Source organism: Silanimonas algicola (assembly GCF_054777375.1).
This window is the reverse complement of record NZ_BAAHAS010000002.1, coordinates 988,229-1,013,394: the sequence shown is the minus strand read 5'-3', so window position 1 is coordinate 1,013,394 and position 25,166 is coordinate 988,229. Positions and strand designations below refer to the sequence as shown.

The 25,166-nt window shown below is 68.9% G+C and carries 25 protein-coding genes and 3 tRNA genes; 26 read left to right on the top strand and 2 right to left on the bottom strand.

Annotation, left to right across the window (positions count from 1 at the left end):
* Positions 1-22 precede the first annotated feature (22 nt).
* Entirely contained in the window at positions 23-913 is an 891-nt protein-coding gene (locus ACYVAK_RS09925; RefSeq protein WP_461060390.1) for an adenylate/guanylate cyclase domain-containing protein, read from the top strand.
* Positions 914-936: 23 nt separating this feature from the next.
* Here the strand turns inward: ACYVAK_RS09925 and ACYVAK_RS09920 are convergent, their stop codons facing one another.
* Entirely contained in the window at positions 937-1,818 is an 882-nt protein-coding gene (locus tag ACYVAK_RS09920; protein WP_461060388.1) for a phosphate/phosphite/phosphonate ABC transporter substrate-binding protein, read from the bottom strand.
* 80 nt (positions 1,819-1,898) lie between these two features.
* Complete coding sequence (gene ygfZ, locus ACYVAK_RS09915; RefSeq protein WP_461060386.1) at positions 1,899-2,756, bottom strand: CAF17-like 4Fe-4S cluster assembly/insertion protein YgfZ; 858 nt, start codon at positions 2,754-2,756, stop codon at positions 1,899-1,901.
* Between the two features lie 45 nt (positions 2,757-2,801).
* Between ygfZ and ACYVAK_RS09910 the strand changes: the two genes are divergently transcribed.
* The 25 genes from ACYVAK_RS09910 (at position 2,802) to ACYVAK_RS09790 (ending at position 25,127) form a co-directional block, all read left to right on the top strand.
* Entirely contained in the window at positions 2,802-3,005 is a 204-nt protein-coding gene (locus tag ACYVAK_RS09910) for a DUF1674 domain-containing protein (protein ID WP_461060384.1), read from the top strand.
* A gap of 46 nt (positions 3,006-3,051) precedes the next feature.
* Complete coding sequence (gene sdhC, locus ACYVAK_RS09905) at positions 3,052-3,453, top strand: succinate dehydrogenase, cytochrome b556 subunit (protein ID WP_461060382.1); 402 nt, start codon at positions 3,052-3,054, stop codon at positions 3,451-3,453.
* A complete protein-coding gene (gene sdhD / locus ACYVAK_RS09900) occupies positions 3,450-3,833 on the top strand; it encodes a succinate dehydrogenase, hydrophobic membrane anchor protein (RefSeq protein WP_461060380.1) in 384 nt (127 codons plus the stop codon). The genes sdhC and sdhD overlap by 4 nt, the downstream gene beginning before the upstream one ends.
* A gap of 7 nt (positions 3,834-3,840) precedes the next feature.
* Positions 3,841-5,649 (top strand): succinate dehydrogenase flavoprotein subunit, encoded by a 1,809-nt coding sequence (sdhA, locus tag ACYVAK_RS09895; protein ID WP_461060378.1) that lies wholly within the window; start codon positions 3,841-3,843, stop codon positions 5,647-5,649.
* A gap of 1 nt (position 5,650) precedes the next feature.
* On the top strand, positions 5,651-6,019 hold the full coding sequence (locus tag ACYVAK_RS09890) for a DUF962 domain-containing protein (RefSeq protein WP_460890953.1): 369 nt from the start codon (positions 5,651-5,653) through the stop codon (positions 6,017-6,019).
* A 16-nt stretch (positions 6,020-6,035) separates the two neighbouring features.
* A complete protein-coding gene (locus ACYVAK_RS09885) occupies positions 6,036-6,824 on the top strand; it encodes a succinate dehydrogenase iron-sulfur subunit (protein WP_461060376.1) in 789 nt (262 codons plus the stop codon).
* Positions 6,824-7,252, top strand: a complete 429-nt coding sequence (locus tag ACYVAK_RS09880) for an MAPEG family protein (protein WP_461060374.1) — start codon at positions 6,824-6,826, stop codon at positions 7,250-7,252. Before ACYVAK_RS09885 ends, ACYVAK_RS09880 begins: the two co-directional genes overlap by 1 nt.
* A 28-nt stretch (positions 7,253-7,280) precedes the next feature.
* On the top strand, positions 7,281-7,535 hold the full coding sequence (locus tag ACYVAK_RS09875) for an FAD assembly factor SdhE (protein ID WP_461060372.1): 255 nt from the start codon (positions 7,281-7,283) through the stop codon (positions 7,533-7,535).
* A 28-nt stretch (positions 7,536-7,563) separates the two neighbouring features.
* Positions 7,564-7,953, top strand: coding sequence for a hypothetical protein (locus tag ACYVAK_RS09870; RefSeq protein WP_461060370.1), 390 nt, complete (start codon positions 7,564-7,566; stop codon positions 7,951-7,953).
* A gap of 3 nt (positions 7,954-7,956) precedes the next feature.
* On the top strand, positions 7,957-9,201 hold the full coding sequence (locus tag ACYVAK_RS09865) for a lipoprotein-releasing ABC transporter permease subunit (RefSeq protein ID WP_461060368.1): 1,245 nt from the start codon (positions 7,957-7,959) through the stop codon (positions 9,199-9,201).
* Entirely contained in the window at positions 9,194-9,892 is a 699-nt protein-coding gene (lolD, locus tag ACYVAK_RS09860; protein WP_461060366.1) for a lipoprotein-releasing ABC transporter ATP-binding protein LolD, read from the top strand. The genes ACYVAK_RS09865 and lolD overlap by 8 nt, the downstream gene beginning before the upstream one ends.
* Position 9,893: 1 nt before the next feature.
* Complete coding sequence (locus ACYVAK_RS09855; RefSeq protein WP_461060364.1) at positions 9,894-12,182, top strand: ComEC/Rec2 family competence protein; 2,289 nt, start codon at positions 9,894-9,896, stop codon at positions 12,180-12,182.
* 85 nt (positions 12,183-12,267) lie between these two features.
* A complete protein-coding gene (locus tag ACYVAK_RS09850; protein ID WP_461060362.1) occupies positions 12,268-12,909 on the top strand; it encodes a MotA/TolQ/ExbB proton channel family protein in 642 nt (213 codons plus the stop codon).
* Positions 12,906-13,328 (top strand): ExbD/TolR family protein, encoded by a 423-nt coding sequence (locus ACYVAK_RS09845; RefSeq protein WP_461060360.1) that lies wholly within the window; start codon positions 12,906-12,908, stop codon positions 13,326-13,328. Before ACYVAK_RS09850 ends, ACYVAK_RS09845 begins: the two co-directional genes overlap by 4 nt.
* A complete protein-coding gene (msbA, locus tag ACYVAK_RS09840; RefSeq protein WP_461060358.1) occupies positions 13,325-15,082 on the top strand; it encodes a lipid A export permease/ATP-binding protein MsbA in 1,758 nt (585 codons plus the stop codon). Before ACYVAK_RS09845 ends, msbA begins: the two co-directional genes overlap by 4 nt.
* On the top strand, positions 15,075-16,097 hold the full coding sequence (gene lpxK / locus ACYVAK_RS09835; protein ID WP_461060356.1) for a tetraacyldisaccharide 4'-kinase: 1,023 nt from the start codon (positions 15,075-15,077) through the stop codon (positions 16,095-16,097). Before msbA ends, lpxK begins: the two co-directional genes overlap by 8 nt.
* Entirely contained in the window at positions 16,084-16,848 is a 765-nt protein-coding gene (gene kdsB / locus ACYVAK_RS09830; RefSeq protein ID WP_461060354.1) for a 3-deoxy-manno-octulosonate cytidylyltransferase, read from the top strand. Before lpxK ends, kdsB begins: the two co-directional genes overlap by 14 nt.
* A 27-nt stretch (positions 16,849-16,875) precedes the next feature.
* The gene (locus tag ACYVAK_RS09825) at positions 16,876-18,321 is read left to right on the top strand and encodes a redoxin domain-containing protein (protein ID WP_461060352.1); all 1,446 of its coding nucleotides are present in this window, start codon (positions 16,876-16,878) and stop codon (positions 18,319-18,321) included.
* Positions 18,318-20,210: an excinuclease ABC subunit UvrC gene (gene uvrC, locus ACYVAK_RS09820; RefSeq protein WP_461060350.1), complete on the top strand. Its 1,893-nt coding sequence runs from the start codon at positions 18,318-18,320 to the stop codon at positions 20,208-20,210. Before ACYVAK_RS09825 ends, uvrC begins: the two co-directional genes overlap by 4 nt.
* Positions 20,207-20,788, top strand: a complete 582-nt coding sequence (pgsA, locus tag ACYVAK_RS09815; RefSeq protein ID WP_461060348.1) for a CDP-diacylglycerol--glycerol-3-phosphate 3-phosphatidyltransferase — start codon at positions 20,207-20,209, stop codon at positions 20,786-20,788. Before uvrC ends, pgsA begins: the two co-directional genes overlap by 4 nt.
* Before the next feature lie 80 nt (positions 20,789-20,868).
* Positions 20,869-20,944 (top strand) — tRNA-Gly (locus ACYVAK_RS09810).
* A 46-nt stretch (positions 20,945-20,990) separates the two neighbouring features.
* Positions 20,991-21,064: transfer RNA gene (locus ACYVAK_RS09805), tRNA-Cys, on the top strand.
* A 64-nt stretch (positions 21,065-21,128) separates the two neighbouring features.
* Positions 21,129-21,215, top strand: a tRNA-Leu gene (locus ACYVAK_RS09800).
* 106 nt (positions 21,216-21,321) lie between these two features.
* The gene (locus ACYVAK_RS09795; protein ID WP_461060346.1) at positions 21,322-22,710 is read left to right on the top strand and encodes an HD-GYP domain-containing protein; all 1,389 of its coding nucleotides are present in this window, start codon (positions 21,322-21,324) and stop codon (positions 22,708-22,710) included.
* The gene (locus ACYVAK_RS09790) at positions 22,707-25,127 is read left to right on the top strand and encodes a sensor domain-containing protein (RefSeq protein WP_461060344.1); all 2,421 of its coding nucleotides are present in this window, start codon (positions 22,707-22,709) and stop codon (positions 25,125-25,127) included. The genes ACYVAK_RS09795 and ACYVAK_RS09790 overlap by 4 nt, the downstream gene beginning before the upstream one ends.
* The last annotated feature ends 39 nt before the right edge of the window (positions 25,128-25,166 follow it).

The following is a 25,166-nucleotide window of genomic DNA, read 5'->3' as shown; positions in this document are numbered from 1 at the left end:
GTGCTACCAAGGAATCCGCCCGATGCCGCATTCCGTTCCCCTCACCGTGCTTTTCGCCGACGTCAGTGGCAGCACGAAGCTGTTCGAGCAGCGCGGTGACGTGATCGCCCGGCAGTTGATCGCGCGAATCCTCGAAAGCCTCTCGGTGGCCTGCCGCAAGCACGACGGGCGGGTCATCAAGACCATCGGCGATGAGCTCATGTGCGCCTTCCCGACAGCGAGGGACGGCGTCGATGCCGCCATGGCGATGCAGCGCCACGTGTCGGCGGATCCGTCCTGCATCGCCAACCATTTGGCGATCCGCATTGGTCTGCACCACGGCGACTGCCTCCTCGAGGACGACGGCGACGTCTACGGCGATTCCGTCAATACCGCGGCGCGCATGGCGAAGCTGGCGGGCCGGGGGCAGATCGTCACGACGGCATCGACGGTGTCAGGGCTGAAGCACGCGCCTTTGCGTCCGCTCGGCACGGCCCAGGTGTCCGGCAAGCGCCAGGCCATCGACATCGTCGACATCGTCTGGCAGGACAATCCGGCCGGCATGACGATGGTGCAGAACGCGCTGGGCCTCGGCAGCGAACAGGCACCCGACCACCGGCTGATCCTCGAGTTCAAGGGCCGCACGATCGAGCTGACGCCGAGTTCGCCGCCGCTGACGCTCGGCCGTGATCCGGGGTGTGTCGTCGTCGTCGAGTCGGACTGCGTCAGCCGCAGCCATGCCGTCATCGAGTTCCAGCGCGGCCAATACGTCCTCGTCGACCGGTCGACCAACGGCAGCTTCTTCCGGATCGAGGGAGACGACGAGCAGCGGGTTCACCGCGACGAGGTGAAGCTGAGGCGCTCCGGCGTCATCAGCCTCGGCAGGGCGGCGACGCAGAACGCCGGTGCGCTGATTTTCTTCCGCTGCCCCTGAGGGCCGTCGCGGGTTAGTCCACCTCAGTTGGCGGGCGCGGGGGCTTCCGGGAGAGGCTCGGTCGGCGCAGCAGCAGGGGCCGCCGGCGCGACGTAGCCGAAGGAATTGACCAGCAGCCGCTCGAGGCCGCTGTAGGCGCTGTCGTCGGGGCCGACGAGACGTTCGGTGCGAAGCTCGGTCATGACGGCGTAGGCCTCGCCATCCTCGTGCAGCTTCAGCAGGGCCTCGGCCACCTTCTGTCGTACGTCCTGCGGGAGTTCCGGCGAGGCGCTGAAGACGCGTCCAGGCACCGCGCGGCTGCGCCAGATTTCGGTCAGGGCCGGATTCTCGCTGGCCATGTAGGCGGGCAGGAGGGTGCCCTCCACGTCCCCCGAGAACACAAGGTCGGGACCGTCAGACCACTTGCTGCTCACGGCGCGCACTTCGGGTTGGGCCAGGGGATTGCGGAAGGCGTCGAAGACCAGGACGTAGGCCAGGTTGGGCGCGCCCAGGCTGGCGACGGTGCGTCCGACGATGCCGTCCCGGCCTTCGGCCGCGATGGCGGGGTCGGCCACGGCGATGACGAACGCGGAGTCCTCCTGCGTGCGCGCGATGCCGATGGCGCTGCTCCGTTGCCGCCGGTAGTCGAAGAAATGGCCTTCCTCGAACACGAAGTCGACCTTCGCGCCCGAGCGCAGCTCGCGCCAGTGTTCGTTGAAGTTGGCCGCCGACCGCACGGTAAACCGATGCCCCGTGGATCGGTTGAGGTAGGCCACCAGCGGGCCGTAGACCTCGCGGATCTGCGCTGCGGGATAGTTGGGCTCGACGGTCAAGGTGTAGGTCGCCGCGCTGGCCGTCGCGGGAAAGCCGGCCAGCAGGCCAGCCGCGAGAACGGCGCCCCATGCGCCGTGGAACACTTTCGACATTTCTAACCGCCTCCTGGAAACACCTGCGTCGTGCCGCCCCCCGGCGGCACGTACGCCGTTCGCCAGTCTAGAGCTTTTCATCAGATCGGGCGCGCAAGGCCGCCCCAGGGGGCGCTCGCGAGCGCCGGGTGGCCGCCCGCCACCAGCGGGCCGGGAGCAGGCAGGGCCGCGACCGCCAGGGCGCCACGACCGTCGAGGGTGGCCTCGACCACTTCCCCGGCCACCCGGCCGTCCGGGTCCGCCACCGCCTGCCCGGGCGAGAGTCCGGTGCCGTCCAGCCACCACGCCTGTCGTTTCGACTGGCCGAGAAAGTGCGTGCGCGCGACGATCTCCTGGCCCGGATAACAGCCTTTCCGCGTGCTGAAGGCCTTGAGGCGATCCAGTGACAGCATGTGCGGCGTCCAGCCGTGCTCGCGGCCGCTTCGCCACCGCGGCACGCCGTGACGAAGGTCCGTCTCGCGCCATAGGCGCGTCGCGTCGCCGTCGATCGCGTGGTCTCCTCGTGCGGCGATCCGGAGCACGCGGGGGGCGTGCGCCGATCCCATGTCGAGGTACAGGCTTCCATCCGGCGTGCCCGTGATGCGATCAGGGGCGTCGAAGGACACCGCGGCGCCCATGGGCTCGGCGAAGGTGCCGAGGTCGTTCCGGACCGCAAGGCGCACTTTGCTTCGGAACACGAACCGCCGCAGGTCGTCTTGCAGGGCTTGTGCCGGTTCGTCCAGCACGAGCAGCAAAAGCTCGCCGGCGCCGACCCGTACCAGCGGAAACAGCGCGAGCACGCGGCCCTTGGCGCTGAGCCAGCCGTTCCAGTGCCAGTGGCCGGGGCGCAGCGCGAGCACGTCGTTCATGGTTTGTGACTGCGCGAAAGCCTCTGCGTCGGGCCCCTGGATGGCCAGCAAGGAGATGTCGCCGATGAGGGCGTGTTCAGTGGATTTCACGGGGCCGTGCTTGAACGTCGGGGAACGGGTGCTTAACATCCACGGATGCTTCCGCAGACGCACATTCTAGGCGACCTCGATCCTGACGAGAGTCGGCCTGAATTCCCGCATGCCGAGGCGGAGGCGCACGGCGCGATGCCTTCGGCCGCCACCGGAGCCGGCACGCCGGCCGAGGTCGGTGGCCGCGATGGCCCGGAACCCACCCGCTACGGCGATTGGGAAAAGAACGGCCGCTGCATCGACTTCTGACCGCAGGACGCGGCCCCCAACCGACACCCGAGATCGAGCGCAGCCCATGGCCACGCCACAACGCCCCTTGTCCCCTTTCATGATCGGGCCGTACTACCGGCCGCAGATCACGTCGATGATGTCCATCGCGCATCGCGCGACGGGGGTCGCCAACGCGGTTGGCGTGCTGCTGGTCGCCTGGTGGCTGGTTGCCCTCGCCAGCGGCGAGGCCGCTTATGCCCAGTTCGCCGCCGTCGCCGGATCCCTGCCCGGCAAGGCGGCGCTGTTCGTGTTCGGCGCGACGCTCGTCTACCACCTGCTCAACGGCGTGCGGCACCTCGGCTGGGACATGGGCAAAGGTTTCGAGATCCCGGCGGTGTACCGCTCCGGCTATCTCGTCATCGGCCTGGCGATCGTCCTCACGGCCGGCCTCTGGTACGTCGGTGTCAACGTCGGGGGTGCCGCGTGAGCCGCCTCCGCCATCCCTGGGCCGTCGCCCGCGGCCTTGGCAGCGCGAAGGAGGGCGTTGCCCATTGGTGGGCGCAGCGCGTTTCGGCGGCCGCCCTCCTGTTCCTCGTGCCATGGTTCGTCGTGACGACCGTCTCGCTGATCGGCCTCGACCACGCGAACGCGCGCGCCTATCTCGCCGAGCCGATGAACGCCACGCTGATGCTGGCCTTCGTGCTCGCGGTGACGTGGCACGCGCGCGTCGGCCTGCAGGTGGTCATCGAGGACTACATCCACACCCCTTGGCTCGAGATCGCGCTGCAGCTCCTCGTGAAGTTTGCCTACGCGCTCGCGGCCATCGCCTCCGTCGTGGCCATTGGCCGCATCGCCTTTACCGCCTGAGCCTCCCATGACGACTCCGAACACGCCCAGCGCGTACAAGATCACCGAGCACCAGTACGACATGGTCGTCGTCGGTGCAGGCGGCGCCGGCCTCCGCGCCACCTTCGGCCTTGCCGCCAAGGGCCTGCAGACCGCCTGCATCTCGAAGGTCTTCCCGACCCGTTCCCACACCGTCGCGGCGCAGGGCGGTATTTCCGCCGCACTCGCCAACATGGGCGAGGACGACTGGCGCTACCACTTCTTCGACACCGTGAAGGGCTCGGACTGGCTGGGCGACCAGGACGCCATCGAATACATGTGCCGCGAGGCCATCCCGGCCATCATCGAGCTCGAGCACTACGGCGTGCCTTTCTCGCGCACCGAGGAAGGCAAGATCTACCAGCGCCCGTTCGGTGGCATGACCACCCGCTACGGCGAGGGTCCGCCGGCCCAGCGCACCTGCGCCGCCGCCGACCGCACCGGCCACGCCATCCTGCACACGCTGTACCAGCAGTCGCTTGCGCATGACGCGCGCTTTTTCATCGAATACTTCGCCCTCGACCTGATCATGGACGAGGAGGGCGTGTGCCGCGGCGTGATCGCCCTCGACATGGCCGAAGGCACGATCCACGTGTTCCGCGCCCACGGCGTGGTGCTGGCCACCGGCGGCTACGGCCGCGCGTACTTCTCGGCCACCTCGGCGCACACCTGCACCGGCGACGGCGGCGGCATGGCGCTGCGCGCCGGCCTGCCGCTGCAGGACATGGAGTTCGTGCAGTTCCACCCGACCGGGATCTACGGCGCGGGCTGCCTGATCACCGAAGGCGTGCGCGGCGAAGGCGGTATCCTCCGCAACGCGCAGGGCGAGCGTTTCATGGAGCGCTACGCCCCGAGCGTCAAGGACCTCGCCCCGCGCGACATGGTCAGCCGCTCGATGACCATCGAGATCCGCGAAGGCCGCGGCGTGGGCGCCAACGGCGACCACATCCACCTCGACCTGACCCACCTCGATCCGAAGGTCATCCACGAGCGCCTGCCCGGCATCGCCGAGACGGCCAAGATCTTCGCCGGCGTCGACGTCGAGAAGCAGCCGATCCCGGTGCTGCCGACCGTCCACTACAACATGGGCGGCCTGCAGACGAACTACCACGGCGAAGTCGTCACCCTCAAGGACGGCAACCCGGATGCCGTGGTGCCGGGCCTGTACTCGATCGGCGAGGCCGCCTGCGTGTCGGTGCACGGCGCCAACCGCCTCGGCTCGAACTCGCTGCTCGACCTCGTGGTGTTCGGCCGCGCCGTGGCGAACCGCTGCGCCGAGACGATCAAGCCAGGCCAGCCGCACAAGCGCCTCGCCTCCGACGCGCTGGATAAGTCGCTCGCCAACCTCGACAAGCTGCGCTTCGCCAAGGGCGGCACGCCGACGGCCGACATCCGCCTCAACATGCAGCGCATCATGCAGAACGACGCCGCGGTGTTCCGCACCGGCGAGACCCTGCAGCAGGGCGTGTCGAAGATCCAGCAGGCCTTCAAGAGCTTCGAGGACGTCAAGGTCAGCGACCGCTCGCTGGTCTGGAACTCCGACCTCATCGAGACGCTCGAGCTGCAGAACCTGCTCTCCCAGGCCGTGGTCACGATCGTCTCGGCGGAAAACCGCAAGGAATCGCGCGGCGCCCACGCCCGCGAGGACTTCCCGGACCGCAACGACGCCGAGTGGATGAAGCACACGCTGTGCTGGATCGACGAGAAGGGCGGGACGCGCATCGACTACCGTCCGGTGCACCTCAACACCCAGACCGACGCCGTGCAGTCCATTCCGCCCAAGGCGCGCAAGTACTGACATGGGCGCCGGGCGCGAAGGCGGCTTGCTGGCGTGGCAGTTCCGCGATTACGCGGAGCGCCACCAGGACAAGCTCAACCTGTGGTTGCACCTCTACGCGGTGCCCGCGTTCGTCGCCGGCGCCCTCGGAGTGCTGCTCAACCTCATCGCGCTCAGCCTCGTCGGCGTCGCCGCGTCGCTGGCCTTCGTCGTGGCCGCGTTCCTGGTCCAGGGCCTTGGCCACCGGCGCGAGCCGGTGCCGCCCGTGCCCTTCGACGGCCCGGGCGACTTCCTGAAGCGCGTGTTCGCCGAGCAGTTCATCACCTTCCCCCGTTTCGTCCTTTCCGGCGGCTGGATGCGCAACATCACGCGCCGTGCCGGGCAACACTGACCCGAGGTCATAAGCAATGGCTGAATTCTCTCTTCCGCAGAATTCGAAGATCGGCAAGGGCAAGCATTTCCCCGCGCCGGCCGGGGCGAAGAACGTCCGCAGTTTCAAGGTCTACCGCTGGAACCCGGACGACGGGAACAACCCCAGCGTCGACACCTACGACGTCGACCTCGACAGCTGCGGCCCGATGGTCCTGGACGCGCTGATCAAGATCAAGAACGAGATCGATCCGACGCTGACCTTCCGTCGCTCCTGCCGCGAGGGCATCTGCGGTTCGTGCGCGATGAACATCGACGGCACGAACACGCTGGCCTGCACCAAGGCCATCGACGAGTGCGGCAAGAAGGACGTGCCGATCTACCCGTTGCCGCACATGCCGGTGATCAAGGACCTGGTTCCGGACCTGACGCACTTCTACGCGCAGTACGCGTCCATCCGCCCGTGGATGCGCACCCAGAGTGCCGCGCCGGCCAGCGGCGAGCGACTGCAGTCCCCGGAGGACCGCAAGAAGCTCGACGGCCTGTACGAATGCATCCTCTGCGCCTGCTGCAGCACGAGCTGCCCGAGCTACTGGTGGAACGGCGACCGCTACCTCGGCCCGGCCATCCTGCTGCAGGCCTACCGCTGGATCATCGATTCGCGCGACGAGGACACGGGCGCGCGCCTGGATGACCTGGAGGACCCGTTCAAGCTCTACCGCTGCCACACGATCATGAACTGCGCGCGGACCTGCCCGAAGGGCCTGAATCCCGCCAAGGCGATCGCCGAGATCAAGAAGCTGATGCTGGCGCGCCGGGGCGCCTGATGCTCTCCGCCTCGTCGCTCGCGTGGCCGATGCTGGCGATGGTCGCACTGGTGTTCGGCGTGGCCGTGAGGCTGTTCCTCACCCGCATCCCCGAGATGAAGCGCCGCCACATCCATCCGCAGGCAGTGGCGTCGGCGAAGCAGATGGCGGAGGTGATCGAGGACACCCGGGCAGCGGACCACTTCCGCAATCTGTTCGAGACGCCGGTGCTGTTTTTCGCCGCCTGCCTCGCCGGCATGCAGACCGGCGTGGCAAGCGTCGGCGTGCTGCTGATGGCTTGGGCCTTCGTCGGCGCGCGCCTGGTCATGGCCATCGAGGCCTGCGGCCGGAACAAGGTGATGCGCCGTTTCCACGCCTTCGTCGCCGGCTGCGCGGCCCTGCTGTTCCTCTGGATCCAGCTCGGCCTGCACTGGGCCGGTGCGCTCTGACGCTCCGACGGCGCAGGGCTTCCCGACCATGGCCGACGTCGATCCCGTCGAGATAAAGCGCCTGAGGTGGCGCTGTCGCCGCGGCATGCGCGAGCTCGACCAGCTGATGGAGCGCTTCCTTGACCGCGCATTCGCGACGGCTTCCGACGGCGATCGGGCGCTTTTCCTGCGGCTACTGGACACCGAAGACGACATCCTGTGGCGATGGTGCATGGGCCGAGAGCGGCCGGAGGACCCCGCCATTGCTGGATTCGTCGATCGATTGCTCACCCTGCCGCCTTGAGTGGCGGCCCTCGCGTTGCCACGCGGCGATGACCGTCGTGTTTTGGCCTTGTGTCGCCGCCTCCCTGTTGGCGACGCGTTGGGCCGAGGGCGCGCCGACGTCGTTGGCGTGGCTGCTCGTCGTCTTGGCGATCGGCGCTGGTCTCCGGCGCGTGGTGCGCGTCCGGCGAGAGCCCGTTGGCGTGCTCGAACTGCTGCCCGGACGGCGGGCCCGCTGGTTTCCGGCAGGCGGCGCGGTGACGGAAGGGCCGGCCGCAGTGCATGAACAGTGGCCCGTGACCACGATCCGCTTCGCCGGCTGCGGCACCACGGTGGTGTTCTGGCCGGATACCCTGTGCGCGCCCGGACGACGCCTATTGCGGCGCTGGGACCGCATGGCGACGCCGGTGTCGCCGCTCCCGCAGTTCTGGATGGGCTAGCCAATGTTCCAACCCCTTCCGCTGGCGATCGGCCTGCGCTACCTGCGCGCTCGCCGCCGCGACCGGCGCATCAGTTTCACCTCCGCCGCGTCGATCCTCGGAATCGTCGTCGGCGTCATCGCGCTGATCACCGTGATCGCGGTGATGAGCGGTTTCCAGCGCGAAATCCGCGACCGGCTTCTGGGGTCGGTGGCGCACGTGACCGTGGCAGGCTATGGCGGTCCGCTCGAGGACTGGATGACGGTGGTCGATGTGGCGAGGCAGGACGCCCGCGTCGTCGGCGCCGCGCCCTACGTCCAGAGGGAGGGCCTCCTGAGCGGCGCTCGCACCAGTGCCGGACTCGTCATGGGCATCCGCCCGGACCAGGAACGCGGCGTCTCGGAATTGGCGACACGCCTGCGCAGCGGGTCGATCGACGACCTCGTCGATGGCGGCTTCGGCATCCTGCTGGGCGACCAGCTCGCCGTCGCGTTGGGCGTGCGGGTCGGCGATCGCATCAACGTCACGTTGAACGAATTCACCAGCACGCCGATTGGCGCGATCCCGCGGTCGAAGCGCTTCACCGTCATCGGGACGTTCTCGATGGGTGAGCACACCGCCGACAGCAGCTTCGCGTTCATCGCCCTCGGCGATGCGCAGCGGCTGTTGCGGATGGGGGAGGGCGTCAGTGGCGTCCGCATCCGGGTGGCCGACCTGTGGACGGCCGGCACGGTGGCCGACGACCTCGCGGCGAGCCTCCCGGTGCCGGTGGTCGCCAGCGACTGGATGCGCGACAACCGGAACTTCTTCAGCGCGCTGGCGCTCGAGCGCACCGTGATGTTCCTGCTGCTGTCCCTCGTCGTGACGATCGCCTCGTTCAACCTCGTCTCCTCGCTGGTGATGCTCGTCCAGGAGAAGCAGGCCGACATCGCCATCCTGCGCACGCTCGGACTGACGCCGCGTCAGGTGATGGGGGTTTTTATCGTGCAAGGGAGCGTGATCGGGCTCGTTGGCACCACCCTGGGCGTGCTCGGCGGCGTGCTGCTCGGCGTCAACCTCGGGGCGGTGGTGCGCTGGTTCGAAGGCCTGCTGGGCGTCACCCTGATGCCGCCGGACGTCTACTACATCACCGGCGTTCCGACAGCGGTGTACCCGGCTGACGTGGCTGCCGTGGCGGGCATGACGCTGTTGCTGAGCTTCCTCGCCACCCTTTACCCGGCCTGGCGCGCGTCGCGCACGGATCCGGCCACGGCTCTGCGCTATGAGTGATGCGATGACGATCGTGCTCGAGGCCCGCCGCCTCACCAAGACCTACCGCGAGGGCCCCCTGGAGACGCCGGTCTTCGATGACCTCGATCTCATCGTGAAGCGCGGCGAGACCGTCGCCATCATCGGCGCCTCGGGTGCAGGAAAGAGCACACTGCTGCACTTGCTGGGCGGGCTCGATACACCGACCTCGGGCGAAGTCGCCGTCGAAGGGCAGTCGATGGCAGGGTTGGACGACGCGGCGCGCGGGCGGCTGCGCAATCGCGCGCTCGGATTCATCTACCAGTTCCACCACCTGCTGCCCGAGTTCACCGCGCTCGAAAACGTGATGCTCCCGCTGCTCGTGCGGGGCACGTCCCCCAGGGAGTCTGAAGCCCCGGCCCGTGCGCTGCTCGAGTCTGTCGGCATCGGACATCGCCTGACGCACAAGCCGGGCGAGCTCTCCGGTGGCGAGCGGCAGCGCTGCGCGGTCGCCCGAGCGTTGGTGACGCGGCCGTCCTGCGTCCTCGGCGACGAGCCCACCGGCAACCTCGACGAGCGCTCCGCCAGCGTCGTGTTCGATTTGCTGCTCACGCTCAACCGTGCGCAGGGCACGGCACTGGTCATGGTCACCCACGACCGCCGCCTCGCCCAGCGACTCGACCGCGTGCTCGAGCTGAAGGGCGGGCGCCTCCAGCCCTGGGTCCCGGACTGACATGAGCGCCGGGCAAGGACGCCCTTTCGCGCTGGATGGGGGATGGGTCGCCGCGTTGTGCGCAGGTGCGATGGCGCAGCTGCATGCGCCTGTCCTGCTGCCATGGCCGGCGGCGCTGGGCCTGCTTGTCGCTGCGCTCGCGGTATCGGCGACGGGGCGCTGGGTCTTCGTCCAAGGCAGGCGCACCGACCGTGGCGTTGGCGTCGCGCTGGCATGGCTTGGCGCAGCCGCTTTGGGTGCCGGCCTGTGCGCGGTGCATGGCGGATGGGCGATGGAGCGTCGGCCGTCGTCTGCTCTCGCAGGTGCGACGCTGCGACTCGACGTCCGTATCGTGGGCTTGGCCGATGTCCGGCCGAACGGCGTGCACTTCACGGCCGACATCGAGCGTGCTTCCGGGGCCAGCGCCGACACCCTCCACGCGCTCGCCACGCGGCGCATCGCACTCGCGTGGCACGGTGCCCGACAGGCACCGATGCCCGGGGAGGTCTGGCGTTTCGCGGTGCGGCTGCGGCCGTGGTCCCGGCCGCTGAATCCCGGCGACCCCGACGAAGCCCGCCGCGCGCTGGTCGCCGGCATCGATGCGCGTGGCGTCGTGCTCCCCGCAGACCGTCCTCTACGCCTCGCCCCGCCCCGCGGACTGCATGCGTGGCGCAGCGCGATCTCGGACACCATCGCTGGCGCGTTGGGGGGTGAGCCCGCCCGCTTCGTCGCCGCCCTGGCTGTGGGGGACACGCGGGGTCTCTCCGATGGCGACTGGGAGCGCCTTCGACAGTTCGGCCTGACCCACCTCATCGCGATCTCCGGCTTCCATGTCGGCATGGTCGCGGGGTTGGGCGTGATGCTCGTCCGAGCGTGCTGGTGGCAGTGGCCAACGCTCGCGCTGCACGTGCGTCGCCGGCCGGCCGCGGCGGCCGCGGCGTTCCTCGTGGCGACCGCGTACGCGGGCTTGGCGGGCTTCAGCCTTCCCACCGTGCGTACGGTCTTGATGGTCGGCGTGGTCGCCCTCGTCGTCTGCCGGCGACAGCGCAGCCCCGCTGTCCAGCCGCTGCTGCTGGCGATGGCGATGCTGGTCGTCGTCGATCCGTTCGTGCTGCTCTCCCCGGGTTTCTGGCTGTCTTGTGGCGGAGTGGCATGGTTGCTGTGGTGCCTCCCCGGCGCAGCCGATCCTTGGAGCCCCGGGAGCTTCCTCAAGGCACAATGGGTGGCGACCCTCGGGCTGCTGCCTATCGGCGCGGCCTTCTTTCTGCAGGTGCCGTTGGCCGGGCCCTTGGCGAATCTCGTTGCGATCCCCTGGATCAGCCTCGTCGTCGTGCCCTTGAGCCTGCTGGGCACCCTGCTGATGCCGTTTTCGGACACGCTGTCGGCCTTGGCGTGGCGAGCTGCCGCCTCGGCGATGGACGGGCTCTGGTGGGGGCTGGGCCACGTGCCCGACGCCTGGGCGTCCAGCCGATGGCTGCCCGAGTTGCCCGCTTGGCGTTTCGCGTTGGCCCTGCTGGGCGTGGCCATCGCCCTGCTGCCGCGAGGCCTGCCGTGGCGCCATGCGGGCCTCGGGTTGGTCCTGCCGATGTTGTTTCCGCCAGTGCCGCGTCCGCCCGTCGGCGACTACGCGGTGGCTGCCTTCGTTCTGCCGCGGGGCGACGCCGTGCTGGTTCGCACTGCATCGCACGACGTGCTGGTCGATGCGGGACCGGCGGCCTCGGACTTGGTCCGTCGGCTTCGTGCCTCGGGTGTCGAGCGTGTCGATGCACGCATCGAGACCCGTCGCAATGCCGGCCGCGTCGGGGGCGGTGCCGCCGTCGACCTGGCGTTCAGGCCCCGCGAACGCTGGGTGGCGTCGGGCTCAGGCGGCCCCGGCGACCCTGGAGAACGCTGCGTGGCGGGGCGTCGCTGGGTCGCCGACGGGGTCGAGATCCTGGCGGTTTCGCCGCAGCCGGAGGCATCGGGCATGTCCGCGGACGACTCCTGCGTGCTTCGCGTGACCAGTACTTCGGGGCGGGTGGTTTGGCTTTCGAGCGACGCCGGCCGCTGGGTCGCGCACCGGCTCGCGGCGCCCTCCGGTGCCGATTGGGTGTTTGGCGGTCCGGCAGCGCTCGCTGATTGGCGCATGGCGTTGCGAGCCGACGGCGGCATTGCCACCCGCGAGCCGGGCCCCGCGCTCTCGCAGCGTTGGCCGGGGGACCTCCATCGCGTCGACCGCGATGGCGCCTTGGTCTGGCATTCGTCCGACGCCGCGGGACCGAGGCCGCTGCGCGATGGCGCGACGCGCTGGTGGTTCCCCTCGTCGCGGTGAGCGAATCCCCGTGGCGCGGATCGCTCGTGGGGCAGCGGGGCACCGCGAGCGGCTATGCTGTCCGCTCCCCCAATGAGGTTTCGCCATGCTTGAACTGGTCATCGCCGGTGGATGGGTCATGGTGCCGATCCTGCTGCTCGCGGTGGGTGCCATCGGCATCTCGATCGAACGCGCCTGGACGTTGCGTCGCCGGGAGGTCCTGCCGCCCGGCTTGGGTGACGAGGTGCGTCAATGGGCGCGTGGCCGCCAACTCGATCCGAAGCACATCGACGTCCTCCGCGGCAACTCGCCGCTGGGCGCGCTGCTCGCCGCGGCCCTGGACGTCCGCCACCGCTCCCGCGAACTGATCAAGGAGCGCGTCGAGGACACGGGTCGCCATGTCCTGCACGACCTCGAGCGCTTCCTGCCGACGCTGGGCACGATCGCGGCGGTGACCCCGCTGCTCGGCCTGCTCGGCACCGTCTTCGGCATGATCGCGATGTTCATGGGCATCCTCGAAGCCGGCGTCGGCGACGCCAACCGCCTCGCCGGCGGCATCGGGCAGGCCCTGATCTCGACGGCGGCAGGCCTCGTGGTGGCGATTCCGTCGCTCGTGGCTTATCGCTGGTTCCGCGCCCGGGTCGCGGGCTTCGTCATCGAGATGGAGAAAGAGGCGATCGCCCTCGTCGACGCCATCGACGACCATGCCATCAGCGGCAAGGCGAAAGGGAAGGGAGCCGCGGCGTGAGGCTGCAACGTGCGACCGAGGGCGATGAGCCGGAAATCAGCCTCGTTTCGCTGATCGACGTCATCTTCTGCATCATCGTGTTCCTGGTGGTGACGACCACGTTCGACGTTCGGACCTCGCTCCGCCTCGAACTGCCGACGGCGGCGGGGCCGACCATGGAGGCCTCGGACGATCCGTTGACCGTCGTGGTGGATGCCGAGGGCCGTCTTTACCTTGGCACCGCAGAGCTGCCGAAGGACGACCGCCCGGCACTGGTCGCTGCCCTGCAGCGCGTCGAGGGGGACCGTGCGGCCATCCGCGTGGTCCTCCGCGCCGATGCGCGTGCGCCGCACCAGGCCGTCGTCACCGCCATGGATGCGCTCGGCCAAGCAGGTTTCATGCGCCTGTCCATCGCCACGATGCCGGAGGGCGGCGAGTGAGCGAAACGGGGGCTCCGGACGTGTCGGGGTGGTCGACGTACAAGCGCCTGTTGCGCTGGACCCTGCCGCATCGCCTGCTGCTGGGCCTCGCCTTCCTCGGCATGATCATCGAGGCCGCGGCGGCGGGCGCATTCACCTCGCTCATGCAGCCGATGATCGACGAGACCTTGGTCTCGCAGAATGACGAGGCGCGATGGGAACTGCCGCTGGTCATCATCGGCATCTTCGTGTTGCGCGGCATCGCCACCTTCATCACCGATTACGGCATGGCCCGCGCCGGCCGCAGCGTCGTGCGCGACTTGCGGGTGGCGGTACTGGACAAGATGCTGCGCCTGCCCAGCGCGCGCTTCGACCGCGAGCCCGTGGCCTCGCTGGTCTCGCGCCTGAACTTCGACACCGAGCAGGTGGCGCAGGCCAGCACCGAGGCGCTGAAGGTGCTGATCACCGATACCCTCACGGTGGTGGCGCTCGTCGGCGTGATGCTGTGGCACAGTCCCACCGTCACCGCGGCCATCGCTGTCATCGTCCCGCTGATCGCCGTGATCGCCGCATACGTCAGCGGACGCTACCGTCGTCTCAACCGACGCATCCAGGAGGGCGTTGGCGAGCTCGCCACCGGCGCTGAGGAGATCCTGGCCGGCCAGCAGGACATCAAGGTCTATGGCCGGCAGTCGGCGGAAGTGGCGCGCTACCGCCTGCTGGCCAACGCCAACCTCCTGCTCAACATGAAGGTCGAGTCGACCCGCGCGGCGGCGGCGTCGGTGATCCAGCTGCTGGGCGCCGTCGCCTTGGCGGTGCTGCTCGGCGTGGCCAGCATGGAGGCGTCGAAGGGCCGTCTTTCGGCCGGTGCGTTCGTCGCGATCATGACGTCGATGATGGTGCTCATCCCTTCGCTCAAGCGGCTCGCGAACGTGCAGGCGCTCGTGCAGCGCGGAATCGCTGCGGCGGTCCGCCTGTTCGGCCTCCTCGACGAAGTGGAGGAGGGCGACAGCGGCGCCCACGCGCCGGAGCGTGCCCATGGCATCGTGGTGTTCGAGCGGGTCGGCCTCCGCTACGACGGCGCCGAGCGGGCAGCGCTGGAGGCGGTGTCGCTGCGCGCCGAGCCTGGAACGGTCACGGCCATCGTTGGTCGCTCGGGCAGTGGCAAGACCACCTTGGCACGGCTGCTGCCGCGCTTCTACGAGCCCAGCGAGGGTCGCATCACCCTTGATGGGGTCCCCCTCGCCGATTGGTCGCTGGCCGCCTTGCGCCGCCAGATCGCCATGGTCGGGCAGAAAGTGATGCTGTTCGACGACAGCGTCGCCGCGAACATCGCTTATGGCGCTTCCGGCGACGCCCCCGTCGAGGCGATTCGCGCCGCTGCCGACGCCGCGAATGCGAGCGAATTCATCGATCGCCTGCCCGATGGCATGGCCACCCGCATTGGCGAGAACGGCAACAAACTGTCCGGGGGGCAGCGCCAGAGGATCGCGATTGCGCGGGCGGTGCTGAAGGATGCGCCGATCCTCGTCCTCGACGAGGCGACCGCCGCTTTGGACAACGAATCCGAGCGCTTGGTGCAGTCGGCGCTGGAGCGGCTCATCCCGACGCACACCACCTTCGTGATCGCGCACCGGCTATCGACCATCGAGCGCGCCGACCAGGTGCTCGTGATGGAGGCGGGTCGTATCGTCGAGGCAGGCTCGCACGCCGACCTGCTGGCGCGCGGTGGTCTTTATGCCCAGCTGCATCGCGCCCAGTTCCGCGATGCCTGACGTTCGGGCGTCCGTGCGCCGGGCCTTGGAGGAAGCGCTGGAGGCCCGCTGGTATGGCGGCGTCGCCCCCGGCATGCCGCTCCGCGCCATCGCCTCGGCCTACGGCGCCTTGATGCGCCTGCGCCGTTGGGCGTATCGCATCGGCTTGTTCCGCCAGCATCGCCTCGGGGTTCCCATCGTGGTGGTCGGCAACCGCACCGCCGGCGGTGCCGGCAAGACCCCAGTGGTGATCGCGCTCGTCGACGCCCTCCGCGAACGCGGGTGGCGCCCGGGGGTGCTCAGCAGGGGATACGGGCGGGCCGCGAAAGGGTTGCGTCGTGTCGACGGCGCCTGCTCGGCCGCGGACGTTGGCGACGAGCCGCTGTTGATCCATTGCGCCACGGGCGTGCCGGTGGTGGTCGACGCCGATCGCGTCGCCGCCGCCCGAGTGCTGGTCGAGGCAGGCTGCGACCTCCTGGTCGCCGATGATGGGCTGCAGCATCTCCGGCTCGGACGGACGCTGGAAGTCGAAGTGCAGGACGCCCGCGGTCTGGGCAACGGGTGCGTCATGCCCGCCGGTCCGCTGCGCGAGCCGCTTCCGGGGCGCGCCGCGGATGTCCGTATCGTGCACGGACGCGCCCCGGAAGCTGGGGATGTTCCGATGCGCCTCGTGCTGGGCGAGGCTCGCCGCATCGGCGCCGGAGTCGGCGCGGCAGGCCGGCCGGTGTCGACCTTCGCCGGCCCTGTGCACGCCGTCGCCGGGATCGGCCACCCCGGCCGGTTCTTCGCCGCGCTGCGCGAGGAGGGGCTCGTCGTCATGGAGCACCCGTTCCCCGACCACCATCGTTTCACTTCGGCGGACTTCGCCGGGCTGCGCGGCGCGCCCGTGCTGATGACCGGCAAGGACGCCGTGAAGTGTCGCGATCTCGGACTGCCCGATGCTTGGGAAGTGCCGGTCACCGCGTTCCTCCCTGCCGCGTTCCTTGAAGCCCTCGACCATCGCCTCCGCGAGTCGCCCCGCCATGTCGACCCCTGAGTTCATCGTCGCCGTCCCGGCGCGTTTCTCCGCTTCGCGCCTCCCCGGCAAGCCGCTGCGCCTGCTGGGCGGCGAGCCCATCGTCCGCCACGTCGTCCGTCGCGCCCTGGCGGCCGGCGCCTCCGAGGTCGTGCTGGCGACCGATGACGCCCGCATCGCCGAGGCGGTCGCCGGCCTCGGCGTCCACGTGTGCATGACCCGCACCGACCATCCGTCGGGGACCGACCGCCTTGCCGAGTGCGCCGAGCAACGCGGGTGGCCGGATGACGCGCTGGTGGTCAACCTGCAGGGTGACGAGCCATTCGCCCCGGTCGAAGCGTTGCGCTGCGTCGCCGCGACGCTGGCGGCCAGCGCGGCCCCGATGGCCACTCTCGCCACCCCGATCACCGACACCGCAACGCTGTTCGACCCGAACGCGGTGAAGGTGGTCGCCGATGCCACCGGCCATGCGCTGTATTTCAGCCGCGCTCCCATTCCGTGGCACCGGGATCGCTTCGCGACCGACCGCGTCGCGCCCCCCGCTGCACCCTGCCTGCGCCACATCGGGATGTACGCCTACCGCGCGGGGTTCCTGCGTGTGTTCCGGTCCCTGCCGGCGGGGCGGCTGGAGCAGCTCGAGGCCCTCGAGCAGCTGCGCGTGCTCGAGGCCGGGCATCGAATCGTGGTGGCGCTCAGTCCCGCCGCGTTCCCGCCCGGTATCGACACCGAGGACGATCTTTTGCGTGCCGAAGCGGCGCTGCGGCACGCATAATCGGGCCAGTCCCCCAGGTGGCCCCGCATGGCATCGACCGCACCTACCGGCCTCGCCCTGAGCATCGCCCCCGAATTCGACCCCTCGATGGGCTGGATCAACACGGCGCCGATGACCCTCGCCGGCCTGCGTGGCCATCCGGTGGTGTTGCTGTTCTGGAACGCTGGTTCAGCGCATTGCCACAACGCCTTGCAGGCCATCGCCAGCCTGGCGTCGCGATTCCGAGAGCGCGCCCGGTTCGTCGCCGTGCATGTGCCCAAGTTCGACCATGAGCGGGACGGCGCGGTCGCTTGGGACGTGCTGCAAGGCGAGGGCGCGGCCCTGCCGTTGCTGAATGACGCGGACTGGGCGGCATGGCAGCAGTACGCGCTCAGCGCCTGGCCGACCGCGGTACTGGTCGATGCCCAGGGTTTCATCCGCGAACGGTTCGTCGGCGATCGGGCGATCGAGGGCCTGGTGCCCGCCTTGGAGGCCGAGATCGACGCGAATTTTCCCCATGCCCGGGGCCTTGTCGATCCGCCGCGCCTCGACACGACGGAGCCACGGGCGGCGTTGCTCGCGCCGGCCGGGCTGGTCGCCAACGCCACTCGCCTGTACATCGCCGACACCGGCAACCATCGCATCCTCGAATGCACGCACGATGGCCGCATCCTCCGCCGCATCGGCACGGGCAATCGCGATTTCGTCGACGGATTGGCCGATGTCGCCGGATTCAATGGACCGCGCGGACTGGCTCTGCTGCAGGACCGGCTCTATGTCGCCGACACCGGCAACCATGCGATCCGCCGGATCAACACCCGCACGGGAGAAGTCGACACGCTCGTCGGCAACGGGCGCAGCGGTGATCCGGCGGCCGGCGCGCTGCGTTTCTCGAAGGACGCGAGCCTCGACCGGCCTTGGGGGCTGGCCGTGGCGGAGAACGCCCTGTTGGTGACCTTGGCCGCCGCCCACCAGCTCTGGGCCATCGAGCTGGGGACGGTCACATTGCGGCACGTCAGCGGCAGTGGCCGCTTCGGCGAGGATGAGGGTCCGGCCGCGGCGGCGAGCTTCGCGCAGCCCACCGGCGTGGTGGTGCTGGGCGATCGTGCCTACGTAGTCGACGCATCCTCGTCCGCGCTGCGCGAAGTCCGGCTGGCGGATGGCGCCGTTCGCAACCTTTTCGGGCGCGGCCTGTTCGAGTTCGGGCTGAAGGACGGCGGCAACCGGCAGGCGCAGATGCAGTACCCGACGGCACTCGCAGCGCTGCCGAACGGACAAGGGCTTTGGGTCGCCGACACAGGCAACGGGGCGCTGCGTCGCTGGGTCTCGCGCAACCAGGCGTTGGCGACCGTGCCCTTGCCCTCCGCGCTGCATCGTCCCGCGGCGCTTGCGTCCTGGCAGGGCCATCTGTGGATCGCCGATGCCGGCAACCACCTGGTCTGGCGCTTCGACAGCGAGACCGGCGAACTGCATCGCCTGCCGGTCGGCGAATGAGCGCCGCGCCGACCGGCGCGGCTTCGGCCCCGGGCCCCGCAACGCCCGCCGCGCCGCCCGACGCCTTTGACGCCCGAGCCTTCGTCCGCGGGCTGACCACGGCGCCCGGCGTCTACCGGATGTTCGATGCCGACGGCGGAGTCCTCTATGTCGGCAAGGCGGCGTCGCTGAAGAAGCGCGTCGGCAGCTACTTCAGCAAGCAGCATGCCCCTCGAATCGCGATGATGGTGTCGCGCATCGCGCGCATCGAGACGACGGTGACGCGCACCGCGAGCGAGGCGCTCATCCTCGAGAACCAGCTCATCAAGGCGTTGAAGCCGCGCTTCAACATCCTGATGCGCGACGACAAGAGCTACCCCTACGTGCTGCTCACTCAGGAAGCGTGGCCGCGCCTCGCCTACCATCGTGGCGCCCGCGCGCAATCCGGTCGCTACTTCGGGCCCTATACCGGCGCGCTCGCCGTCCGCGAGACGATGGACCTGATGTTCAAGCTTTTTCGGCTCCGCAGCTGCGAGGACAGCGTATTCCGCAACCGGACTCGACCCTGCCTGCAACACCAGATCGGCCGATGCAGCGCGCCCTGCGTTGGCCTCGTTCCGGCGGCGGACTACGCCGATGCCGTGCGACGCGTGGGGCTCTTCCTTGACGGCCGAAGCGACGACGTGGTGCGTGAGCTCGGCCATTCGATGGAGGCCGCGAGCTCCGCGCTGGATTTTGAGCGCGCCGCCGCGCTTCGCGACCAGATCGCGGCGATCCGCAAGGTACAGGCGCGGCAGTACGTCGATGGCGATCGCCCCGACCTCGACGTCCTTGCATGCGTGCAGCAGGCCGGCGTGGCGGTCGTGCTGGTGCTGAGCTTCCGCGATGGCGTGAACCTCGGTACCGCGTCTCACCCGATGCGCATCGACCGAGATGTGGTGGAGGGCGAGATCCTTGAAGCTTTCATCACGCAGCACTACGCGGCGCGCAAGCCGCCCCGCGAGATGGTGTTGAGCCACGCGCTCGACGATCCGGAAACCCTGGAGGCGGCACTGGCCGAGCAGGCCGGGCACGCCGTGGAGATCAAGGCCAGTGTCCGCGGGGACCGCGCGCGCTACCTCGATATGGCGGTTCGCAACGCGCATCTGGCACTCGCTACCGAGCAGGCCACGCGAGCGAGCCAGCAGGCGCGCCTCGACGATCTGCAGCAGTTGCTGGGCCTTTCGGCGCCCCCCCAGCGCATCGAATGTTTCGACATCAGCCACACGATGGGCGAGGCCACCGTGGCCAGCAACGTGGTGTTCGGCCCGGAGGGCGCGCAGACCGCGAATTACCGGCGCTTCAACATCACCGGGATCGAACCCGGTGACGACTATGCCGCCATGCGCCAGGCGCTGACGCGGCGCTTCAAACGCGGAGTGGAGGAGGGCGTGTTGCCCGACCTCCTGCTGATCGATGGCGGCATCGGCCAGTTGAGGCAGGCCCTCGACGTACTGGAGGAACTCGCCGTACAGGGCGTGGCCGTCATCGGCGTGGCGAAGGGTGAGGCACGCAAGGCCGGCGAGGAACGACTGGTGTTCCCCGACGGCCGCGAACTGCGGCCCGGAGCGGCATCGCCCGGCCTGCAACTGGTGCAGCAGGCGCGCGACGAGGCCCATCGTTTCGCCATCACCGGGCATCGAAAGCGTCGCGCCAAGGCGCGCGACACCAGTCGTCTCGAAGACATCCCCGGCGTCGGTCCGCGGCGTCGGCAGGCCCTCTTGAAGCACTTCGGAGGACTGAAGGGCCTGAAGGAGGCCGGGATCGAGGAAATCGCGCGCGCGGACGGTGTGAGTGCGGCGTTGGCCTCGCGCATCTATGCTTTCCTGCATGGACTGCCCGACGAGGGTGGCGCAGGAGCTTCGACTTGACGCTGACGATTCCCACCGCATTGACGCTGTTCCGCATCGCGCTGATCCCGGTGATGGTCGTCGTTTTCTATTCATCGCTGGAACAGGCGCGCCTCTGGGCCGCGGTCATCTTCACGGTGGGCGCGTTGACGGACTGGCTGGACGGTTGGATCGCCCGGCGCTTCGACATGAATTCCGCGTTCGGTGCCTTCCTCGATCCGGTCGCGGATAAGTTGGCCGTCGCCGCGGCGTTGTTCATCGTGGTCCAGGCGCATCCGACCGTTTGGCTGACCCTGCTTTCGGCGGTGATCGTCGGCCGCGAGATCACGATCTCCGCGTTGCGGGAGTGGATGGCGGAAATCGGGGCGCGTGGTGCGGTTGCGGTGGCGTGGGTGGGCAAGATCAAGACCATCGTGCAGATGGTCGCGATCGTCGCGCTGCTGATCGGGCCGAGCCTCTGGTTGGGTCCGCACCTGCCGGCCCTGCCGGCACAGGCCCTCGGCGAATGGCTGCTGGCCCTGGCCGCGGCCCTGACGCTGTGGTCGGGGGCCGACTACCTGCGTGCCGCATGGCCCTCGTTCGTCCGCGACGGGCGCTGAACCACCCCGATCCGAACGACGGCGATTCGCTTCATGGTGTTGACATCGTCGGCGGAATGACCATAATACGCGTCTCCGGTGCGGGAATAGCTCAGTTGGTAGAGCACGACCTTGCCAAGGTCGGGGTCGCGAGTTCGAGTCTCGTTTCCCGCTCCACGTTTTCCCAAGACCTCGGCTCGCCGAGGTCTTGTTTTTTCAGCGGGGCCTGGTGGCAGAGTGGTTATGCAGCGGACTGCAAATCCGCGTACGCCGGTTCAATTCCGACCCAGGCCTCCATCGAATCGAACCGCGCGTCGCGCGGTTTTTTTTTGCCGTTGGGCCGTACGTAAGATGGGCCCATGCCCGGGTGGTGAAACCGGTAGACACAGGGGACTTAAAATCCCTCGGCCGCGAGGCCATGCGGGTTCGAGTCCCGCTCCGGGCACCATGGCCGACGTCGGTTCCAAGGGCTTCGATGCGTGCGCTCGCCCCATGCTGCGCTTGCAACATGCTGGGGACGCGTTCAGGCTTGCAGGGCCAGAACGAGGAAGGCCATGGCGGAAGCCGCACTTGAACCGATCGACGTGAGTCGACTTCGCGTAGGGGTTTACGTGCAGGTCGACCTGCACGAGTCGACCTTTGCCTTCCCCGCCGGCGGATTCCTGATCGCGAACGATGCGCAGCTCGCCGAGTTGCGTGCCGCGGGGATCAAGCGCGTGCGCTACTCGCCCGGCAAGAGCGAGGTTCTCCCTCTCCCCGAGCAGGGGGTCGTGCCGACATGGTCGGCGCTCGGCGTGCCGCGCTTCGACGACCCGGTGCCCGACATGCCGGCGGCGTCTTCCGCGGCATCGGCGGCGCTGCCGGAAACGGTCGCCGTTACCGGGGCCACGTCCGTCACCTCGGTGTCTGCGGCGCGGGAGGTGCAGCCGACGGCAGCCGCAAAGCGCAGGTCGCTGCTGGCCGACCAGCAGGCCAGCCTCGATCGATGCGAGCATCAGTTCAGCGAAGCCACGCGCCAGCTCCGTAGTGTCTTGCAGAACGCCAAGTCCAATCCCGCACAGGCGAGGGTGGTTGCGCAGGGCCAAGTCGATGCCATGGTGGGGCAGGTCGCCGGCATGGGCGAGGTTGCCATCCGCCTCCTCTCGGAGAAGGCCGGCCAGGAAACCACGTTCCATGCCATGAACGTCAGCGTCCTTTCGATCCTGCTCGGACGCGCCCTGAGATTCGACGACGGCCAGCTCGCCAGCCTCGGGCTCGGCGCGATGCTCCACGACATCGGCAAGCTCGAGTTGCCCGACCGCCTGCGCTGGCGCGACGACAACGCGCCGGCGGTCGAGCGCCGGTTGTTCCAAGGCCATGCGGCCCACGGCGTGGGGTTGGGCAGGAAGATGGGTCTGCCGCCCGAGGTCCTCGACATCATCGCGCAGCACCACGAACACGCCGATGGGAGCGGATACCCGTCCGGCCTGAAGGGCGAGCAGATCAAGCCCCTTGCCCGCGTGGTCGGTCTGGTCAACCAGTACGACAATCTCTGCAATCCAGGCAATCCGGCGCAGTCGCTGACGCCACACGACGCGCTGGCGCTGATCTTCGCGCGCCAGCGTGACGCCTTCGACGCTGCCGTGCTGGCGGCCTTCATCCGCATGATGGGCGTCTATCCGCCGGGCTCGGTGTTGCAGCTCAACGACGAGCGCTATGCCATCGTGGTATCGGTGAATTCCGACCGTCCCCTGAAGCCGCGCATCCTGATCCACGAGCCCGAAGTGCCGGCCGATGAAGCGCTCATCGTCGATCTCGAGCACCACCCTGAAATCGGCATCCAGCGCGCGATCAAGCCAGTCCAGCTGCCTCGAGCGGTGTTCGACTACCTCTCCCCGCGCAAGCGCATGTGCTACTTCTTCGAGCGCTCGCTCGCCACGGCCGGGAGGGAAGGCCCGCCATGACGGCGAAGTTGCCGCAGGTGCTGATCGAGAGCGTCATCGAGGCCGTGTGGCTGGTCGATGCCGTCGATCTCCGCATCCTCGCGGTCAACCGCGCGGCCGAGGACATGATCGGACTACCCCGCGAGGCGCTGGTCGGTCGGCCGGTCGTGGACTTCGCGTCCACCTCGCAGGACCTGTTCTTCTGGGAGGACGTGGCCGCCGGTCGGTCGCGCGCGATCCGTTCCGAGACACTGCTGAAGCGCGGCAACGGCGATATCCGCCAGGTCGAGCGACGCGTCAGCCTCGTGCAGATCGAGCAGGGTTCGGCCGTGTACATGGTCGCGATGGTCGATCGCAGCGACCAACGAAGCGCCGAGCAGCAGCTCGAGAACATCATCGCGGAGCTTCGCGCCACCCTCGAGTCCACCGCAGACGGCATTCTGGTCGTCGACATGGAGGGGGGGATCCGAGGATTCAACCAGCGTTTCGCCGAGCTCTGGGACCTGCCCGAGGCGATGCTCAGCGAGCGCGACGACCCCGCCATCTTCGCTTGGCTGTCCGGCCAGGTGCAGGATCCCGATGGCTATCGGGATCGCATGGGACAGATCTCCCGCGCACCGTTGCTCGAGGCTGACGACCTGCTTGTTCTGCGCAGCGGCAAGGTGCTCGAGCGTGTCACGCTGCCCCAGTTCGCGCGGGGGCGCCCCATCGGGCGCGTGTTCTCATTCCGCGACATCACCCAGCGGCTCGCGGACGAGGCCCGCTTGAAGCTCGCCGCCCGAGTCTTCGAATCCAGCCTCGATGCGATCTTCGTCACCGACGCCCGTTTCCGGATGGTGGCTGCGAATCCGACCTTCGAGCGCCAGACGGGCTGGCGCTCGGTCGAGATCGAAGGCAAGCCGGCCGCCTCCCTGCTCTCGAACGTCGCATCGCGTGCAGAGGCACGGGCCATCCGCAACGCGTTGCTGCGCGAAGGCTTCTGGCAGGGGGAGCTGTGGGCGCGGCGGAGCGACGGCGAGTCCTACCCGTGCCTGCTATCGCTGGTCCGGGTGGTCGACGATGCTGGCGCCACGTTGCACCTGATCGGTTTTGCCAAGGACTTGAGCGAGGCGATGGCGGCGCGCCAGAGGATCGAGGAATTGGCGTTCACCGACCCGCTCACCGGCCTTCCGAACCGCGTGCTGCTGCGCGAAAGGTTCGAAATGGCCATCAATTACGCGAAGCGCGAGCGGGGCAGCTTCGCGGTGCTTTTCGTCGACCTCGACCGCTTCAAGCAGATCAACGACTCCCTTGGCCACGGCTTCGGTGACCGCGTGTTGATCGGTGTCTCGGAACGACTGCAGGATTGCGTCCGGCAGGTGGACACGGCGGCACGCGTCGGTGGCGACGAGTTCATCCTCATCCTCGCGGGCGTCGACGCCGCGGGAGCCGAGGTGGCGGCACGGCGGATCCTGCATGCCATCTCCCAGCCGGTCGTGGTCGACGAGATGAGCTTCAGCCTGACGGTGTCGATCGGCATCGCGATGTACCCGGAGGACGGCACCGACGCCGACGAGCTCACCAAGAACGCTGACAGCGCCATGTACGCGGTGAAGGAGCGCGGCCGGGCCGACCTGCGGTTCTACCAGCGGCAGATGAACATCGGGCTCCTGTCGCGGATGAAGCTCGACCACGCATTGCGCCATGCGCTGGTCGAGGGGGCGCTCGAAGTGCACTACCAGCCGAAATTCCGCATCGAGGACGGCCGCCTGATTGGTGCCGAGGCGCTCGTTCGCTGGACCGATCCCGAGCTCGGGGCCGTATCGCCGGGCCGCTTCATCCCGGTGGCCGAGGAGAGCGGCGCGATCATCCCGCTCGGCCGCTTCGTGCTCGAGACCACGCTCGCTCAGTTGAGCCAGTGGTGGCGTGCCGGCCTGTGCGTGGCGGTGGCCGTCAACGTGTCGGCCCTGCAGTTCCACCAGAGCGATTTCGTCGAATCCATCGCCGAGGGCCTGCGCCGCCATGGCCTGCCGGGCGAGGCGTTGGAGCTTGAGCTCACCGAGTCGATCCTGATCGCCGACGTCGAGGACGCCATGCGCCGCCTCACGGCGCTGAGCGCCCTTGGCGTTCGCCTCGCCATCGACGACTTCGGCACCGGTTATTCGTCGCTGTCTTACCTGAAGCGGTTCCCGATCGAGCGCATCAAGATCGATCGCAGCTTCATCGCCGACCTGCCGGGCAGCGCCGAGAGCGAGGCCATCGTCGTGGCGATCATCCAGATGGGCCGCGCGCTGCGCCTTTCCGTCACCGCGGAAGGCGTCGAGACCGAGGCACAGCGCGAGCTCCTGCATGCGGCCGGTTGCCACGAGATGCAGGGCTGGCTGATGGCCCCGGCGCTGACGGCCGAGGCGTTCTCCCAGCGCTTTGGCGCGGACTCAGGCGAGCGCATGGCGGGCTGAAAACACGAAACCCGCCTTTCGGCGGGTCGCGTGGTCCAG

Coding starts and splice junctions, on each gene's coding strand:
- ACYVAK_RS09855 (WP_461060364.1), top strand. CDS start 9,894: ATGAGCGCCGGGCAAGGACGCCCTTTCGCGCTGGATGGGGGATGGGTC.
- sdhA (WP_461060378.1), top strand. CDS start 3,841: ATGACGACTCCGAACACGCCCAGCGCGTACAAGATCACCGAGCACCAG.
- kdsB (WP_461060354.1), top strand. CDS start 16,084: ATGTCGACCCCTGAGTTCATCGTCGCCGTCCCGGCGCGTTTCTCCGCT.
- ACYVAK_RS09825 (WP_461060352.1), top strand. CDS start 16,876: ATGGCATCGACCGCACCTACCGGCCTCGCCCTGAGCATCGCCCCCGAA.
- ACYVAK_RS09795 (WP_461060346.1), top strand. CDS start 21,322: ATGGCGGAAGCCGCACTTGAACCGATCGACGTGAGTCGACTTCGCGTA.
- ACYVAK_RS09925 (WP_461060390.1), top strand. CDS start 23: ATGCCGCATTCCGTTCCCCTCACCGTGCTTTTCGCCGACGTCAGTGGC.
- ACYVAK_RS09865 (WP_461060368.1), top strand. CDS start 7,957: ATGTTCCAACCCCTTCCGCTGGCGATCGGCCTGCGCTACCTGCGCGCT.
- ACYVAK_RS09875 (WP_461060372.1), top strand. CDS start 7,281: ATGGCCGACGTCGATCCCGTCGAGATAAAGCGCCTGAGGTGGCGCTGT.
- ACYVAK_RS09910 (WP_461060384.1), top strand. CDS start 2,802: ATGCTTCCGCAGACGCACATTCTAGGCGACCTCGATCCTGACGAGAGT.
- ACYVAK_RS09850 (WP_461060362.1), top strand. CDS start 12,268: ATGCTTGAACTGGTCATCGCCGGTGGATGGGTCATGGTGCCGATCCTG.
- uvrC (WP_461060350.1), top strand. CDS start 18,318: ATGAGCGCCGCGCCGACCGGCGCGGCTTCGGCCCCGGGCCCCGCAACG.
- sdhC (WP_461060382.1), top strand. CDS start 3,052: ATGGCCACGCCACAACGCCCCTTGTCCCCTTTCATGATCGGGCCGTAC.
- lpxK (WP_461060356.1), top strand. CDS start 15,075: ATGCCTGACGTTCGGGCGTCCGTGCGCCGGGCCTTGGAGGAAGCGCTG.
- lolD (WP_461060366.1), top strand. CDS start 9,194: ATGAGTGATGCGATGACGATCGTGCTCGAGGCCCGCCGCCTCACCAAG.
- ACYVAK_RS09870 (WP_461060370.1), top strand. CDS start 7,564: ATGACCGTCGTGTTTTGGCCTTGTGTCGCCGCCTCCCTGTTGGCGACG.
- ACYVAK_RS09885 (WP_461060376.1), top strand. CDS start 6,036: ATGGCTGAATTCTCTCTTCCGCAGAATTCGAAGATCGGCAAGGGCAAG.
- ACYVAK_RS09920 (WP_461060388.1), bottom strand. CDS start 1,818: ATGTCGAAAGTGTTCCACGGCGCATGGGGCGCCGTTCTCGCGGCTGGC.
- ACYVAK_RS09880 (WP_461060374.1), top strand. CDS start 6,824: ATGCTCTCCGCCTCGTCGCTCGCGTGGCCGATGCTGGCGATGGTCGCA.
- ACYVAK_RS09790 (WP_461060344.1), top strand. CDS start 22,707: ATGACGGCGAAGTTGCCGCAGGTGCTGATCGAGAGCGTCATCGAGGCC.
- ACYVAK_RS09890 (WP_460890953.1), top strand. CDS start 5,651: ATGGGCGCCGGGCGCGAAGGCGGCTTGCTGGCGTGGCAGTTCCGCGAT.